Origin of the sequence: Nocardioides aquiterrae, assembly GCF_039526625.1 — a bacterium.
GTDB classification, from domain to species: Bacteria; Actinomycetota; Actinomycetes; order Propionibacteriales; family Nocardioidaceae; genus Nocardioides; species Nocardioides aquiterrae.
Genome location: NZ_BAAAJE010000006.1, coordinates 334,644 through 349,997, shown reverse-complemented (window position 1 = coordinate 349,997; position 15,354 = coordinate 334,644). Strand labels below are relative to the sequence as shown.

At 72.0% G+C, this 15,354-nt stretch carries 11 protein-coding genes; 9 read left to right on the top strand and 2 right to left on the bottom strand.

Annotated features, from left to right (window positions below; translation table 11 throughout):
- Positions 1 to 50: 50 nt before the first annotated feature.
- Both ABD086_RS08355 and ABD086_RS08350 read right to left on the bottom strand, forming a co-directional pair.
- Positions 51 to 2,735, bottom strand: a complete 2,685-nt coding sequence (locus ABD086_RS08355) for an FAD-binding and (Fe-S)-binding domain-containing protein (protein ID WP_343907027.1) — start codon at positions 2,733 to 2,735, stop codon at positions 51 to 53.
- A 1-nt stretch (position 2,736) separates the two neighbouring features.
- Positions 2,737 to 3,963, bottom strand: a complete 1,227-nt coding sequence (locus ABD086_RS08350) for a hydroxyacid-oxoacid transhydrogenase (protein ID WP_343907026.1) — start codon at positions 3,961 to 3,963, stop codon at positions 2,737 to 2,739.
- 46 nt (positions 3,964 to 4,009) lie between these two features.
- Here ABD086_RS08350 and ABD086_RS08345 point away from each other — a divergent pair, with 46 nt between their 5' ends.
- From ABD086_RS08345 to ABD086_RS08305, 9 genes are all read left to right on the top strand, one after another.
- Positions 4,010 to 5,188 carry a cellulase family glycosylhydrolase gene (locus ABD086_RS08345; protein WP_343907025.1) on the top strand — a complete coding sequence of 393 codons (1,179 nt, stop codon included), beginning with the start codon at positions 4,010 to 4,012 and terminating at the stop codon, positions 5,186 to 5,188.
- Positions 5,189 to 5,424: 236 nt separating this feature from the next.
- Positions 5,425 to 5,631, top strand: a complete 207-nt coding sequence (locus tag ABD086_RS08340; RefSeq protein WP_343907024.1) for a hypothetical protein — start codon at positions 5,425 to 5,427, stop codon at positions 5,629 to 5,631.
- Positions 5,628 to 7,775, top strand: a complete 2,148-nt coding sequence (locus tag ABD086_RS08335; RefSeq protein ID WP_343907023.1) for a glycosyltransferase — start codon at positions 5,628 to 5,630, stop codon at positions 7,773 to 7,775. Before ABD086_RS08340 ends, ABD086_RS08335 begins: the two co-directional genes overlap by 4 nt.
- Entirely contained in the window at positions 7,772 to 9,439 is a 1,668-nt protein-coding gene (locus ABD086_RS08330; RefSeq protein WP_343907022.1) for a hypothetical protein, read from the top strand. The genes ABD086_RS08335 and ABD086_RS08330 overlap by 4 nt, the downstream gene beginning before the upstream one ends.
- Positions 9,436 to 10,362: a hypothetical protein gene (locus ABD086_RS08325; RefSeq protein WP_343907021.1), complete on the top strand. Its 927-nt coding sequence runs from the start codon at positions 9,436 to 9,438 to the stop codon at positions 10,360 to 10,362. Before ABD086_RS08330 ends, ABD086_RS08325 begins: the two co-directional genes overlap by 4 nt.
- On the top strand, positions 10,359 to 11,582 hold the full coding sequence (locus ABD086_RS08320) for a hypothetical protein (RefSeq protein WP_343907020.1): 1,224 nt from the start codon (positions 10,359 to 10,361) through the stop codon (positions 11,580 to 11,582). Before ABD086_RS08325 ends, ABD086_RS08320 begins: the two co-directional genes overlap by 4 nt.
- Positions 11,579 to 13,018 carry a substrate-binding domain-containing protein gene (locus ABD086_RS08315; RefSeq protein WP_343907019.1) on the top strand — a complete coding sequence of 480 codons (1,440 nt, stop codon included), beginning with the start codon at positions 11,579 to 11,581 and terminating at the stop codon, positions 13,016 to 13,018. The genes ABD086_RS08320 and ABD086_RS08315 overlap by 4 nt, the downstream gene beginning before the upstream one ends.
- The gene (locus tag ABD086_RS08310) at positions 13,015 to 14,031 is read left to right on the top strand and encodes a hypothetical protein (RefSeq protein ID WP_343907018.1); all 1,017 of its coding nucleotides are present in this window, start codon (positions 13,015 to 13,017) and stop codon (positions 14,029 to 14,031) included. The genes ABD086_RS08315 and ABD086_RS08310 overlap by 4 nt, the downstream gene beginning before the upstream one ends.
- 44 nt (positions 14,032 to 14,075) lie before the next feature.
- The gene (locus tag ABD086_RS08305; RefSeq protein WP_343907017.1) at positions 14,076 to 15,353 is read left to right on the top strand and encodes an SIR2 family protein; all 1,278 of its coding nucleotides are present in this window, start codon (positions 14,076 to 14,078) and stop codon (positions 15,351 to 15,353) included.
- Position 15,354 lies beyond the last annotated feature (1 nt).

The following is a 15,354-nucleotide window of genomic DNA, read 5'->3' as shown; positions in this document are numbered from 1 at the left end:
CAGGAGGGCCGCCAGCGCGATCGGGATGACGAGTCGGCGGTGGCGGGGGTTCACGCGTCCAGCGTAGAGGCGAGCAGCTCGGCCAGGTGCATCGTGGGGACCTGCGCGAGGTCGTCGAGCTGCACCCGGCAGGACATGCCGTCGGCGAGCACGACCGCGCCGGGGTGGGCGCGGACGGCCGGCATCAGGTGCGTCTCGGCCACCGCGACCGACACCTCGTAGTGCCCCTTCTCCATCCCGAAGTTGCCGGCCAGGCCGCAGCAGCCCGCGACCTGGGTGACGGTCGCCCCGGCGCGCTCCAGCAGCCGCTTGTCGGCGGCCCACCCGAGGATCGAGGCGTGGTGGCAGTGCGGCTGCGCGACCACCTCGACACCGGCCAGCGACGGCAGCGGGACGTCGAGTCGCTCCAGCAGCTCCGCGAAGGTGAGCACGTCGAGGCGCTCCCCCACCATCTCGGGGACGTCACTGCGCAGCGTCGCCAGGCACGACGGCTCCAGCCCGACGACCGGGACGCCGGACTCGACGTACGGACGCAGCGTCCGCACGGTCCGCGTCATGATCGCGCGCGCCTCGTCGAGCTGCCCGGTGGTCACCCAGGTCAGCCCGCAGCACGCGTCGTCCGCGATGACCCGGGCGGTCACGCCGACCGACTCCAGGTAACGGATCGCGGCCAGCGCGCTGGCCGGGAAGAAGTGGTCGGTGAACGAGTCCGCCCAGATCCACACGTCCGGAACCACGTCGGGAACGCCCCGGGATCCGTAGAGCGTGCGACGAAGCGTGCGCGGCGCGAACGACGGGATCGACCTGCGCTGGTCGATGCCGGCCGTCGCCTTCGCCAGCCGCGCGACCGGGCCGAGCCGCATCATCCGGTTGGCGAGCGGCGCGACCGGCGCGGCCCGGCGGGCCCACGTGGGCAGCCGCCCGAGCAGGTAGTGGCTGCGCGGCCGCCGCTTGGCTCCGGGACCCGAGTACGTCGCGTGCAGCGCCTCGGCCTTGTACGTCGCCATGTCCACACCGGTCGGGCAGTCCGACGCGCAGCCCTTGCAGGACAGGCACAGGTCGAGCGCCTCGTGGACGGCCGGGTCGGCCAGACCGTGCACCAGCTCGCCGTCCAGCGCCTCCTGCAGCACCCGGGACCGGCCGCGGGTGGAGTCCTTCTCCTCGCGGGTGGCGAGATAGGACGGGCACATCACGCCGGCCGTCCGCGGCGCGACGCACTTGCCGACGCCGGTGCAGCGGTGCACCTCGGCGGCGAGCGGGATCGCGGGCCGGGGCCGGGCCGGCCGGAGGTCGGCGTCGAGCGGCGCGGGGTCGACGATGTTGCCGGGGTTCAGCAGGTTCCGCGGGTCGCAGATGTCCTTGACCGCGCGGAAGAGCCCGAGCGACTCCTCGTCGTACATCGTCGCCAGCAGCTCGGAACGCGCCCGCCCGTCACCGTGCTCACCGGAGAGCGACCCGCCGTGCTCCTTCAGCTTCACCGCGCACGCGGTCAGGAACTCCCGGAACGCCCCGCCACCGTCCGCGAACTCGAAGTCGATCCGGACGTGCACGCAGCCGTCGCCGAAGTGGCCGTACGGCACGCCGTCCAGGCCGTGCTCCTTCAGCAGCTCGTCGAAGTCGCGCAGCCACGCCCCGAGCCGCTCGGGCGGCACCGCGGCGTCCTCCCAGCCCGAGTACGCCGGGCGCGACAGCGACCGTGCGGCGAGGCCGGCGCCGTCCTCGCGGATCCGCCACAGCGCGGCCGCCTCGGGCCCGTCGCCGACGACGCGGTGCCCGAGGGCGCCCGACGCGGCGATCACCGCCGGCACCAGCGCGGCGTCGAGGACCTCGACGAACAGCCAGCCGGCGCCGCGCGGCAGCTCCGGCGCGCCCGGGACCAGGTCGACGATCCGCGAGTCGAGGCCCTCGCACGCCGTCATCGTCGGGACGGCGGCGAGCAGGGCCGGCACGGCGTCGGCGGCGTCGATCATCGACGGGTAGCCGAGCACCACCAGGTGCCGCTCCACCCGGTCGTCGACCAGGCGCACCGTCGCCGATCTGACCAGCGCCAGGGTGCCCTCGGAGCCGACGAGGAAGCGGTCCACCGACCGGCCGTTCTCCGGCAGCAGGTGCTCCAGCGAGTAGCCGCTGACCTGCCGCGAGAACCGCCCGAAGCTGGTCCGCACGTGCGCGAGGTGCCCGTCCACGAGCGCGCCCAGCCGCGACTCCACGTCGACCGCACCCGGCCCGTACGCCACGTCCAGCCCGACCACGTTGTCGACGGTCCGGCCGTAGCCGAGCGCCCGCGAGCCGCAGGCGTTGTTGCCGATCATCCCGCCGATCGTGCAGCGGGTGTGCGTCGACGGGTCCGGGCCGAACCGCAGCCCGTGCGGCGCCGCCGCCCGCTGGAGGTCGGCGTGCACGACCCCGGGCTGCACGACCGCCGTGCGCTCCTCCGGGTCGACCGAGACCACGCCGTTCAGGTGGCGGAGCGTGTCGACGACGATGCCGGTGCCGACCGCGTTGCCTGCGATCGACGTGCCCGCCCCGCGCATGGTGACCGGTGCCCCCGTCTCCGCGGAGGCGTCGAGGATCGCGTCCAGCTCGTCGGCGTGCCGGGGCCGGACCACGACCTGCGGCACCACCCGGTAGAGCGACGCGTCGGAGGAGTAGAGCGCCCGGGTCAGCGTCGAGTCGTCGACGTCCGAGACCCCCCGGCGGCGCAGGGCTGCGACCAGGTCGGGGGCTGAGCTCACGTCACCAGTGTTCCATCGAGCGCCGGAAGACCGACGCGAGGTCTTCCTCCGTGGGACTCTTCGGTGCTGTCGCGAGCAGCCGCTGCTGCTGGACCGCGCCGGCCACCAGGTCGTCCACGTCGGCGTCGCCGAAGCCGACCTCCGCCAGCCCGTTGGGGAGGCCGATGTCGCGCATCAGCGCGGTCAGCACCGTCGGCAGCGCGTCCGGCCCCGGCGCGACGGAGGGGTCGAGCAGCCGGGCGGCGTGCACGTGCCGCTCGGGTGCGGCGTCGAAGGTGAACCGGAACGCCTCGGGAGCGGTCAGCGAGACCGCCATCCCGTGCGGCACCAGGTGGTCCGCCCGGCCGGCGATCGGGTAGGCGTTGGCGTGCGGGATGTGCACCCCGGCGTTGCCGAAGCCGAGCCCGGCGAACGTCGCCGCCATCGCCATCTGCTCGCGCGCCGCCAGGTCGGTGCCGTCGCGGACGGCGTCGCGGAAGACCCCGGCGAGCAGCGTCATCGCCCTCTCGGCCCACAGGTCCGCGATCGGGTTCGCGCCGCAGTACGGCACCCGCTGCTCGGGGCGCTTGGCCTCGAAGTCGGCGTACCAGCGCGCGGTCCAGCTCTCCAGCGCGTGACACAGGATGTCCATGCCGGCGGCGGCGGTCACCTCGGGCGGCTGGGTGACGGTGAGGGCCGGGTCGACGACCGCCAGCGTCGGCCGCAGGGCGGGGTGGCTGATCCCGGTCTTCACGTGCAGGGACAGCACGTCGAGCACGCAGATCGTGGTGCTCTCGGCGCCGGTGCCGGTCGTGGTCGGCACCGCGACCAGCGGCAGCAGCGGCTCGCTCGGCGCCTGGGCCTTCCCGATCGGCGCGTTCACGTAGTCCAGCAGCTCGCCCGGGTTGGTGGTCAGCAGGTTCACCGCCTTCGCGGTGTCGATCGACGAGCCCCCGCCGACCGCGAGGATCGCGTCGAACGGGCCCTCCTGCCGGGCGAAACCGATCGCCTCCCGCAGCGACTCGTCGGTCGGCTCGACGTGCACGCCGTCGTACGTCGTGACCTCCAGCCCGCGCGCCGCGACCTGCTCGGCGATCCGCGTCGGGTGCCCGGTGGCGGCCACGCCCGGATCGGTCACGAGCAGCACCCGGCGGGCGCCGTACCCCAGGAGGTCGTGCCCGATCTCGGCCGAGGCGCCGCTGCCGAACTTCAGCGCGGGGGCGGCATAGGTGAATACCTTCTCGCTCACCCCACCAACCTATTAGGCTGGGCCGAGCGAAGGAGGGGGGGCTTCCATGCGTCATGTCCTGCGCCACGCGCGCTGGATCGTGCTGGCGGTGGTGGTCGTGCTCGTCTCCTGCGGGGCGCTCTACACGCAGCTGAACTCTCCGATCGCCTCCCTGGCCTCACCGGACACGGGTGCACCGCATCCCGTGGTCGAGGGCAACCGCATCGTCGACGCCCGCAGCGGCCGCGAGTTCGTGCCGCGCGGGGTCAACTGGAGCAGCTTCGAGTACGCCTGCGCCCAGGGCTGGGGCTACTCGGCGCTCGACAACGTGGTCGCCCGCGACCCGTACGCCACCGAGGCGAAGATGATCGCCAAGTGGGGCGTGAACACCGTCCGCCTGCCGCTGAACCAGGACTGCTGGCTCGGCACCCGCGGCGCCCCGGTGAGCGACCAGCACGTGGAGCGCAGCGTCGAGGGCTACCGCTCCGAGGTGCACCAGTTCGTCGCCGCGCTGAACGACGAGGGCATCGTCGCCGTCCTGGACCTGCACAGCCGCAAGCGGATCGGACAGCCCGAGTTCGGCAACCTCGCGATGCCGGACTCGGAGTCCATCGCGTTCTGGACCTCGGTCGCGGACGAGTACGCCGGCAACCCGTCGGTGCTGTTCGACGCGTTCAACGAGCCCTACTCGCGCTACAACGCCGGCGGCACGCGCTACCTGTTCGACCTCACCTGGAAGTGCTGGCGCGACGGCGGCTGCCGGGCACCCGCCGTCGACGACCAGACCGCGTCCGCCGGACAGGTGACGTACGCCGTCCAGGGCATGGCCGCCGTGGTCGCGGCGATCCGCAACGCCGGCGCCGAGCAGCCGGTCCTGCTCGGCGGCCTCGACTACGCGAACGACCTCAGCCACTGGCTGGAGTTCGCGCCCGACGACGACCAGCTGATCGCGGCGTTCCACTCCTACGACTTCAAGCGGTGCGCCGACCAGGACTGCTGGAACGGCATCCTCGACCCGCTCGCCGACAGCGTCCCCGTGCTCACGACCGAGCTCGGAGCCGAGCACCCGGAGAAGGGGTACGTCGGGCGGTACCTCGACTGGGCCGACGCCCACAACATCGGCGCGCTGTTCTGGGTCTGGGCCGACCACCCGGCCGATCCGATGGCGCTGGTGACCAACGAGCGTGGCCGTCCGACGGCGTACGGAACGGCCGCCCGGAACTGGCTCACGGGGCACGCCGGCTGACGCTCTGGGCAACAGGTGATCCACGGCCGGTCAACGACTCGGCAACAGTCCATCAACGGTGGACCAGACCGGGCCGGGCAGTCGAACAAACCCGACTACGGTGACTCTGATCGAGTCCACCATGGGGGTGGAGGAGTCGAGGTCGGCGTGCCAGAAACGCCGAAGCAGGGGGGAGCAAGATGTCGGTGCAGGCGAGCCCATCTCGACCGGCGACGAAGTCGGTCGGTGCTGCCTTCGTGGACATCCTGCTGACGCTGGTCGTCTTCGTCGTCGTCCTCCTGGCGTTCCTCATCGCCCCGCTGGTCGCGCTCGCCGTCGCCTATCTCGCGTACGTGGTCATCCGGCCGCGCGGCAGGAAGAAGGCCGCGGCCGCCGCAGCGCCCGGCACGCCGGCCGGACGGACCGGTTCGGCCCACGGCTTCGGGGCGGGCGCCTCGACATGACCACCACCCAGAGCTCGGCCCAGACCCGCCGCCACCCGCGGCTGACCGACGGCGTCGACCAGGACCTGCGGTACCTCATCCCGGAGGGCATCTGCCGCACGTTCCGGGTCATGCCGTACGCCGCGGTCGAGGGGACGGTCCTGGTGGCGGCCGCGGACGCCGACGACAACATCACCGCCCACGTCGTCGCGGAGCGCATCGACCGTCCGGTCCTGCTGGTCCGCCACACCGTCAACGAGATCGTCTCGGCCATCGACGCGGTGTACCCGCCGCAGGAGACCGAGGTCGAGACGCCCGAGGCGCGGCGCGCCCGGATGCAGATGGCCCAGATGCTGACGCGGAGCGGGCTGATCACCGACGACCAGCTCCAGCGCGCGATGCTCGAGTACTCCCGGACCGGCGACCCGCTGGGCGACATCCTGGTCTCCCACGAGGCGATCAGCGAGGACGTCCTCGTCGCGGCGCTGTCCGAGATGTACCAGATGCAGCGGGTCGGCCTGGCCGACTTCGCGCCGGAGATGGAGGTCGCCCGCCGGCTGCCCGAGCCGCTCGCCCAGGCGTTCCAGGCGATCCCGGTCGCGGCGACGGAGGACCTGGTGCTGCTCGCCGTCGCCCGCCCGCTCGACGCCGAGCAGGCCGCGGAGGTCGAGGAGGCGCTCGGGGCGCCGTTCCGCCAGCTGCTGGCGAACCGGACCGAGCTCGACCAGCTGATCCAGCGGGTGCACGCCCGTCACTACGCCGAGGTCTCGACGCGGCTGCTCATGGAGACCCGCCCGGAGGAGTCGGCGCACATCGTCGTCTCCGGTGGGCAGAAGGCCGCGCTCGTCTTCACCGCGATCGTCGTCGTGGTCTGCCTGGTGATCTGGCCGGTCGAGACGGTCATCGGCCTGGTCGCGCTCTGCAGCCTGCTGTACCTCGTGGTGTCGATCTACAAATTCCGCCTCACCCTGCGGGCCCTTGGGACCCACCTCGAGACCGACGTCACCGACGAGGAGATCGCGGCCGTCGACGAGCGGCACCTGCCCGTGTACACGATCCTCGTCCCGCTGTACAAGGAGGCGGCGATCGTGCCGCGCCTGGTCCGGGACATCAACGCGCTGGACTACCCGCGCACCCGCCTCGACGTGAAGCTCCTGTGCGAGGAGGACGACCAGGAGACGGTCGACAAGATCCGCTCGATGGACCTGCCGCCGCACTTCCACCTGGTCGTCGTTCCGGACAGCCAGCCCAAGACGAAGCCGAAGGCCTGCAACTACGGGCTCCAGCTGGCGACCGGCGACTACTGCGTGATCTTCGACGCCGAGGACCGGCCCGACCCCGACCAGCTGAAGAAGGCCGTGATCGCCTTCGGCCGGGTCCACCAGAACGTCGTCTGCATCCAGGCCAAGCTCAACCACTTCAACCAGGACCAGAACCTGCTGACCGCCTGGTTCGCCAACGAGTACTCGATGCACTTCGAGCTGATCCTCCCGGCGATGGGCGCCTCGGAGTCGCCGATCCCGCTGGGCGGCACCTCGAACCACTTCATCACCAGCAAGCTCCGCGAGCTCGGCGCCTGGGACCCGTTCAACGTGACCGAGGACGCCGACCTCGGCATCCGGCTGCACCGCGAGGGCTACCGCACCGCGATGATCGACTCGACGACGCTGGAGGAGGCCAACTCCCAGGTCCCGAACTGGATCCGTCAGCGCAGCCGCTGGAACAAGGGCTACATCCAGACCTGGCTGGTGCACATGCGGCGCCCGTTCCACCTGCTCTCCGCGACCGGCCTGCGCGGCTTCCTCAGCTTCAACCTGACCATGGGCACGGCGTTCGTGCTGCTGCTGAACCCGATCTTCTGGGCCCTGACCACGCTCTACGTGTTCACCCAGGCGGGCTTCATCCAGCAGCTGTTCCCGGGCATCGTCTTCTACGTCGCGAGCGCGCTGCTGTTCGTCGGCAACTTCATCTTCGTCTACCTGAGCGTGGCCGGCAGCCTGCAGCGCGGTGAGTTCAGCCTGACCCGCACCGCCCTGCTGTCGCCGCTCTACTGGGGCCTGATGAGCTGGGCGGCCTGGAAGGGCTTCATCCAGCTGTTCACGAACCCGTTCTACTGGGAGAAGACGACCCACGGCCTCGACGACGGATCGGCGGGCACGTCATGAGCACGGTCACCGTCGTCCACACCAAGGACCGCCTGAGCGGCGTCGTCCAGCTCGTCGGCCGCCGCCCCGACGACGTCCCGCGCCGCTGGTGGGAGAGCCTGCTGGTCTTCCTGTTCTTCACCGGCGCCTACAGCTGGTTCGGCTACTGGGTCGTGGTCGACATGCACGTCGTGGGCTTCGAGGCCCTCGACCGGCTCAACCGCGCGCTGATGGTGTGGCACAACGAGCCGGCGAAGCTGTCGGCGATCGGCTTCGACTACCCGCCGCTCGCCACGCTGCTGATCGCCCCGCTGGCGATCTTCCGCGGCTTCGTGACCTCGATGGCCGCCGTGCCGGTCGCCTCGGCGATCTTCGCGGGGATCACGATGGTCGCCCTCAACACGATGATGCGCCGGGCGCTGATCGTGGGCCCGCTGCGCTACGCCCTGCTGCTGGCCCTGGGCGCGAACCCGCTGGTCTTGCTCTACGCGACGACCGGCACCCGGCACTTCGTGTGGATCGCGTTCGCGGTCACCGCGCTCGGGTCCCTGTTCGCGTGGTACGTGACCGCCGACGTCCGGTTCATCATGCTCGCCGGCATCGCGTACGCCGTCGCGGCGCTCGCCGGCTACTCCTCCCTGACGTTCTTCGTGCTGAGCGCCATCATGGTCGGCGCGATCCTCGCCCGGCTCGGTGCGGACGGCACCGAGGTCGAGGGGACCGTCGTGGGCTTCGCCGCGCCCACGGCGTACGTCATCGCGCTCTGGACCGTGCTCAACCTGGTCCTGCTGCTGGACCCGCTGGCCTGGATCACCCGCAGCAGCGACGCCGCCTCCTCCGGCGGTCTCGAGGTGTTCTCCGCGGTGGACCTGCTGCGCGGCACCGGCGAGCTGGTCCTGTACGGCGCGCCGCTGGCGATCGTGGTGCTGCCCGCGCTGCTCTTCTCCGGCCTCGCCCGCGGCAACCCGTTCGCGACCTGGCTCGGCGTGCTGCTCGCTGCCGCGATCCTGACGCCGGCGCTGGCGGTCGCGCTCCGGCTGACCGACTCCCCGATGCTCATGCGCAACGCGGTGCCGATCCTGCTCATCGCCGTGGTCGGGGCCATCTGGCTGGCCCGGTCCGCCGAGGAGGGCAGCACGCTCGTCGCCGGCCTGGTGATCGTCGGCCTGCTGATCAGCATCCCCTGGACGCTGGAGCAGATGAAGACGTACCGGTACCAGAACCTCGAGGCGCCGTTCGCGGCCGCGATCACGACCGGCGAGTCGCAGGAGGGGGCCGAGACGCTCAGCGGCGACAAGGTCGGCATCGTCTCGGAGCAGGCGATGGCGGAGTACATCCGGAACAACGTCACGCGGGACAACTCGATCCTCACCGACAACGCCCAGACCTACGCGGTGATGATGCTGACCGGTCACCCCGAGCGGTTCTTCGACCGGGTCGACAAGTCCGACGGGCCGTGGAAGATCGCCGCCCGCAACCCGGCGAAGTACGTCGACTACATGCTGATCTCCACCTCGGACAACGGCGACCTCCTCTACAAGCTGTACGCCGACGCCGTCGCCGGCAACGACGCCCAGCTGCAGATCGTCTACCGCACGCCGCGGTACGTCCTGGTCGGCGTCCCGAAGGGCTACTCGCCGACCGCCACGACCACGCAGATCCAGAACCTCCAGGGTTCGCCGTGACCGACGACCGCCAGTCCCGCATCGCGCCGCCGCCGTCGGTGGACGACGTGCTGTCCGCGATCACCGACGAGAGCCGGATCGGGCAGGTCGACTTCACCGCCGCCCTCGCTCCCGAGCCGGCGCCGCCGGTGGCCGCGCCCAAGCCGGTCCTGCGTCGGACGGGTCACGTGCCCTCGCCGCCGCCGGAGCCCGAGCCGGTCGCCGAGGCCGAGCCGGAGCCCGAGGCCGAGCCGGAGCCCGAGGCCGAGCCGGAGGCCGAGGCCGAGCCCGAGCCGGAGGCCGAGGCCAAGCCGGAAGCCGAGGTCGAGGCCGAGCCGGAAGCCGAGACCGAGCCCGAGCCGGAAGCCGAGGCCGAGCCCGAGCCCGCCAAGGTCAAGGCGAAGAAGCCCCGCCGCGCCAAGAAGCCGGAGCCGGAGCCCGTCGCCGAGACCGAGCCGGAGCCGGAGCCGGAGCCGGAGCCGGAGCCGGAGCCGGAGCCGGAGCCCGAGCTCGAAGTCGAGCCCGAGCCCGAGGCCGAGCCCGAGCCGGCCCCCGTGGTCGCCCTCGCGCCGGTCGCCGGCGAGCGAGCCGTCGAGGTCGCCCGCGCGGTCGAGGAGGTCGCGGCCGAGGTGATCGCCCGGATGCGCAGCGCCGAGGAGGCCACCCTGCGGCACCTCGACGCGATGGAGCTCGAGGCGACCCGCCGCTACGAGCTGGTCACCGCCCAGGCGGAGCTCGACGCCGAGCTGATCCGGCTCCAGTCGCGCCGCGAGGCGCACGCGATCGTGACGGCCGCGCGGCTGCGCGCCGGCGAGATCGACGACGCCGACGCCGACCCGGACGACACCGGCCACCGGCTCTCGGTCCTCAGCGACGCGGTCTCCCGGGTCGCCGACGCCACCGACTCCTCCCTCAACCGCACCCGTGGGGAGGACCACCGATGACCGGCACGACCAGGAACCCCGTGCGTCGCCGCACCCGCTCGATCGCCGTCCTCGCCGTGGCCTCGGCCCTGGCGCTGGCCGGCTGCGGCGGCAACAGCGACGGCGGCGCCGGCGGCGCCGGCGCCGGCGGCGGCGACGGCGGCGACGGCGGCAACGTGGTCGTGGACGTGAACCCGACGGCGAACGGCACCGTCGTGGTGCCCGAGCGCCGGTTCTTCAACGACAGCTCGCCGTGGAACAAGCGGATCGACACCGTGCGCGTCGACCCGAACTCGCAGCACATGATCGACTACGCCCAGGAGCGGGTCGGTGTCATCGAGGGTCCGAACGGCGCCCAGACCCGGTACCGGACACTGGTGGACGACGGCCTCTACATCAACACCACCCGCTGGACCGTGCCCGTGGTGGCCGGCGGCCGGCCGACCTCGCTGGTCTGCCGCCAGCTGGTCTGCGGGGACGGCGCGAACACCACCACGCTGAACATCCCCGAGGACGTCGACCCGGACCCGCGCTACGACGGCTGGTACACCGTGTTCGACACCTCCGCATCGGTCGCCTACGACCTGTGGCGCGCCCGGCGGGAGAGCGACAACACCATTTCCTACAACTACATGCGCAAGTGGGACCTCAACGGTCCCGGGTACAGCCCGCCGTGGACCGAGGGGGCCCGCGGCTCCGGCCTGCCGCTCTTCGCCGGCCTGATCCGTCCCGGCGAGCTGGAGTCCGGCGAGATCCAGCACGCGCTCGCGATCAGCCTGCCCGGCCCCGCCGCGGGCGTCTTCGTGCAGCCGGCGTCGTCGACCGACGGCACCGGCCGGCGCACCTCGATCCCGGAGGGCGCGCGAATCCGACTCAAGCGCGACGTGGTGCTGCCGCCGCCGCGCGACCCGGTCACGGGCAAGCTGATCAAGCTCTCCAAGCAGCAGCAGCGGCTGGCCGACGCGATCGTCGCCTGCCTGCGTACGTACGGCGCGATCGTCGTCGACCGGGCCGCCGTGCCGACGCTGTACGCGCAGCGCGACGTCACGGACAACCTGATCCGCGGCAACGAGCTCCAGGGCCTGACGATCCAGGACTTCGAGGTGCTGCCGCTGGGCCAGCCGTTCCACTACCCCCCGGAGGAGCAGGAGCTGCAGGCCCTGGGCAGCCCCAGCGCGTCGCCGAGCTCCTCACCGAGCAGCTCACCCACGAGCACACCGGACCAGGGGGCCCCGGAATGAACCGCCGTACCCGACTCACCGGCGGCCTCGCCGCCGCCGCGATCTCGCTGACCCTGCTCGCCGCGTGCTCCGACCCGTCCCACGACGCCACCGACAAGGTCAGCCAGGGCCAGGCCGACGACTTCCGGGCCGAACAGGCCCGGCTCCGCGACATCGACAAGGCGTACGCCGCGCTGCCCCAGCGTCCCTCCGGCGTCGTGGACATCGACGGCACGACCGCGGACTCGCTGACCCGGCGGGCGGTCGACTCCTACGAGGCCACCTCCAACGCCGCCGAGGTCCGGGTCGGCGACAACGGGGACGACCAGGCCTACCAGGAGCTGTGCGCCGGGCAGATCGACCTGGTCGACTCCTCCCGCCCGATCAGCCGGGCGGAGTGGGAGGCCTGCCAGGCGGTCGGCCTCGACGTGGTGCAGTTCCAGGTGGCCGCGGAGGCGATCGTGGTCGCGATCAAGTCCGAGACCGACGTGGGCGCGGACTGCCTGAGCACCGACCAGGTCCGGGACCTCTACCGCGCCGGCTCGCCGCTCACGAACTGGAGCCAGGAGCCACTCGGCTACGACGACGTCCCGCTCAAGGTGGGCGGCCCGAATCCGGACAACAGCGGGTTCGCGTTCTTCGGCCGCTACGTGCTCGGGGCGCCCGAGCCGTCGCGGGTCGACCTGCGCTCGGACTACTACCTGGCGAGCAGCGACGAGGCCGCCCGGCTGTTCGTGGTCGGCAAGCCGTGGATGCAGGTCAAGGCCGCGCGCTTCGACGACGCCGCGCGCCTGCGCGCCCAGGCCGACCAGGCCCTGCAGGACGCCCGCCAGGAGATGCAGGCGGCGCGCGACGAGCTCGCCATCGCGCTCGAGGAGCGCGCCAAGGGCATCCGCGACAAGCGCAGCGCGGCCGACAAGGCGAAGGACCAGGCGCGGGTGGACGCGGCGTTCGAGCGCCGGACCAAGGCCCGGATCCGTCTCAACGCGGCGCTCGACCGCTACACCAAGATCAACCACCGGTACAGCGGCATCAACCTGGCCCGGCACCGCTTCCTCGCCTATCGCGGCCACGTCGCGTACTTCCGGTTCAGCTACTACGAGCTGTTCGAGGACCAGCTGCGGCCGTTCGAGATCACCCGCCCCGACGGCCGGGTCAACTGCATCTTCCCGAGCCAGCGGACCATCACCAGCGGCGAGTACCCGCTGGCCCGCCAGCTGCTGATCACGACGACCACCCGGTCGCTCGCGCGGTCGGAGGTGCAGGACTTCCTCAAGCACTACCTGAGCAGCGCCCAGGACCTCGCCCAGCAGGCGCGGCTGGTCGCGCTCCCGAACGACACCGTCAACAACGAGCTCAAGTGGCTCACGGGCGAGCAGGCGCCGGTCCTCTACGCGCCCGACAACACGAGCACCGCCCCGGCGCAGCCGGTGCAGAGCGAGAACCCGGCGCGATGACCGGAACCCGCCTCGGCGCGCTCGTCGCGTCGCTGGCACTCGTCCTCGCGACGCTCGGCGTCGCGCCGACGACGTACGCCGGCGGCGGTGCTGCGGCGAAGCGGTCGGTCCAGCAGCAGAAGCGGATCGTCGTGAAGTGGCAGGGCTACCAGAAGAAGCCGAAGTACCAGAAGACCGCCGACGTGCCCGGGATCGGCCGGGTCGACCTGGTCTGCAAGCCGAACATGACGATGATCCGGCTGCACGCCGACGACCGGCGGGCCGAGACCCAGATGTGGCTGGCGAAGTTCGAGACCAAGGACGGCAGCGACCGGGTCGCGGTCAAGAACGTCCGGATCTTCACCTATGCCACCGCCGCCGACGACGGGAAGGGCGGCACCGGCCCGCAGGCCCACGAGGGCCTGAACCAGAAGTCGCCGATCGAGGACTTCGAGAAGGGTTCGGCGTACGGCGTGATCAGCCAGCGCCCGGGCCGCAACCAGCCGGGGGGCGGGCCGGTGGCGCTCCCGGCGACGGCGTTCAAGCTGACGTGGTACTGGGAGCGGTTCGCCTACCCCGGCAGCCAGTACTGCAAGATGACGCTCGCACTGCGCACCGACACCGACCAGCAGTTCGGGTTGAGCTGGCACGGCGACGACGAGGCGGCGTTCCGCAGCACCACGAACACCCAGCTGCCCGGCGTCGGCGAGGTGCAGCTGCGCTGCGAGACCGGCCGGCAGGGCGCGCAGACGGTCGCGCTGCGGACCGACGACCCCGAGTCCTACATGGACTACGAGTACATCCGGGGCGAGGGCCAGGTGAGCGACCACGTCGACCACTACTCCGACCTCGGGTGGGACCCGGTCACCGGCCTGCTCGGCCCGGTGGACCTGCCGACGAACGGGATGATGCGGATCTGGTGGTCGGTCGGCGGGGTGAAGAGGCTGTGGGTGCTGTCGTCCTACATGGTCGTCAACAACACGGCGAAGCCGTACCTCAACCTGTGCGAGGTCGCGGCGGCCCGGCTGCCCTGAGCATTTCCGGGACACCGGTTCCGAAACTGGCCTAGCGTGCGCGCATGCTCCCCGCCTCGGACAGCGACGTCGTCCCCCAGCACCTCGTCGACCAGGTCGTCGACGGCCGGTGCGTCGCGTTCGTGGGAGCGGGCTTCGCCGCGCCCGCCGTACCGGCCTGGAAGATGCTGCTCCGCGGGTTGGCCGAGCGCGCCCGCCTCGACGACGACACGTCGGGTTGGGTGGCGGACCTCGTCGAGAACGGGGGCTCTCGCGACCTCGAGGCGGCGGCACAGGTCCTGCAGACCGCGATGGGCGACGCGTTCGACCCCGCGCTGGCCGACATCCTGGCCACGCAAGGACGCCCGGACGCCATCGCGGAGCGACGGCGGCTGCTCGCGGGCATCCCGTTCGACGCGATCCTGACGACCAACTTCGACCCCTTCCTCGTCGGCCGGGTGCCGGGTCCGGAGACCTACCAGCAGATCCTGCGCGACCCGCCGCACCGCTGGTGGGAACCGCGGTACTGGACCGACGACTCCCCCGGCGCACCGGTCGTGAAGCTGCACGGCGAGGTCGGGCCGCTCGGCGACTCGGTGGTGTTCACGCAGCGCGGCTACCGAGAGCGGCTCTACAGCAGTCCGGCCTACATGACGTTCCTCCGCTCGCTGTTCGCGACCAGCACGGTGCTGTTCCTCGGCGTCTCGTTCACCGACGCCTACCTCAACGAGCTGCGCTCGGAGGTGCTGGCGATGATCGACCAGCGCGACGAGGACCCACCGGTCGCCTACGCCGTGCTGCCCGACGTGGCGCCGCACCAGGCCCGGTACCTGCACAGCCACGAGGGGCTCGGCACGATCTCCTACGACACCGCTGGTGGCACCGACTGGTCGGGCTTCGACCGGGTGCTCCGGGCCATCCACGACGCGACCAACCCGCGGGCCCAGCTCGGCGCCGCGCTCGCCGACCGGACGGTGCTGTGGGTGGACTCGAGCACCGACGACATCGCGTTCGGACGGCGGGTGCTCGACGACGCCGCCCGTGACGCCGGCGGGCGGACCCTGATGGTCCAGGCGCGCTCGGTCGCCGAGGCGACCGTGTGGCTTCGCGATGATCGGGCGGACCTCGTCATCGCCGACCTGGCCCGCGACGCCGACGGCGTGCCCGTGGCGGAGGCGCTGCTGACCACGATGCGCCGCGAGGACCTCCGCGCGCCGGTCGTCGTGCTGTCCCAGCACCCGGTGACGCCGACCGAGCGGTTCGAGGCGATCTCGCTGGGCGCGAGCGAGGTCGCGGTCGGCTGGCAGGAGCTGTTCCGGGAGCTGGCGAGGATCTTCGCGTAGG

What these genes read in the sequence shown, in the direction of transcription:
- ABD086_RS08320 (WP_343907020.1), top strand. Translation starts at nt 10,359, where the DNA reads ATGACCGGCACGACCAGGAACCCCGTGCGTCGCCGCACCCGCTCGATC.
- ABD086_RS08305 (WP_343907017.1), top strand. Translation starts at nt 14,076, where the DNA reads ATGCTCCCCGCCTCGGACAGCGACGTCGTCCCCCAGCACCTCGTCGAC.
- ABD086_RS08345 (WP_343907025.1), top strand. Translation starts at nt 4,010, where the DNA reads ATGCGTCATGTCCTGCGCCACGCGCGCTGGATCGTGCTGGCGGTGGTG.
- ABD086_RS08315 (WP_343907019.1), top strand. Translation starts at nt 11,579, where the DNA reads ATGAACCGCCGTACCCGACTCACCGGCGGCCTCGCCGCCGCCGCGATC.
- ABD086_RS08330 (WP_343907022.1), top strand. Translation starts at nt 7,772, where the DNA reads ATGAGCACGGTCACCGTCGTCCACACCAAGGACCGCCTGAGCGGCGTC.
- ABD086_RS08310 (WP_343907018.1), top strand. Translation starts at nt 13,015, where the DNA reads ATGACCGGAACCCGCCTCGGCGCGCTCGTCGCGTCGCTGGCACTCGTC.
- ABD086_RS08335 (WP_343907023.1), top strand. Translation starts at nt 5,628, where the DNA reads ATGACCACCACCCAGAGCTCGGCCCAGACCCGCCGCCACCCGCGGCTG.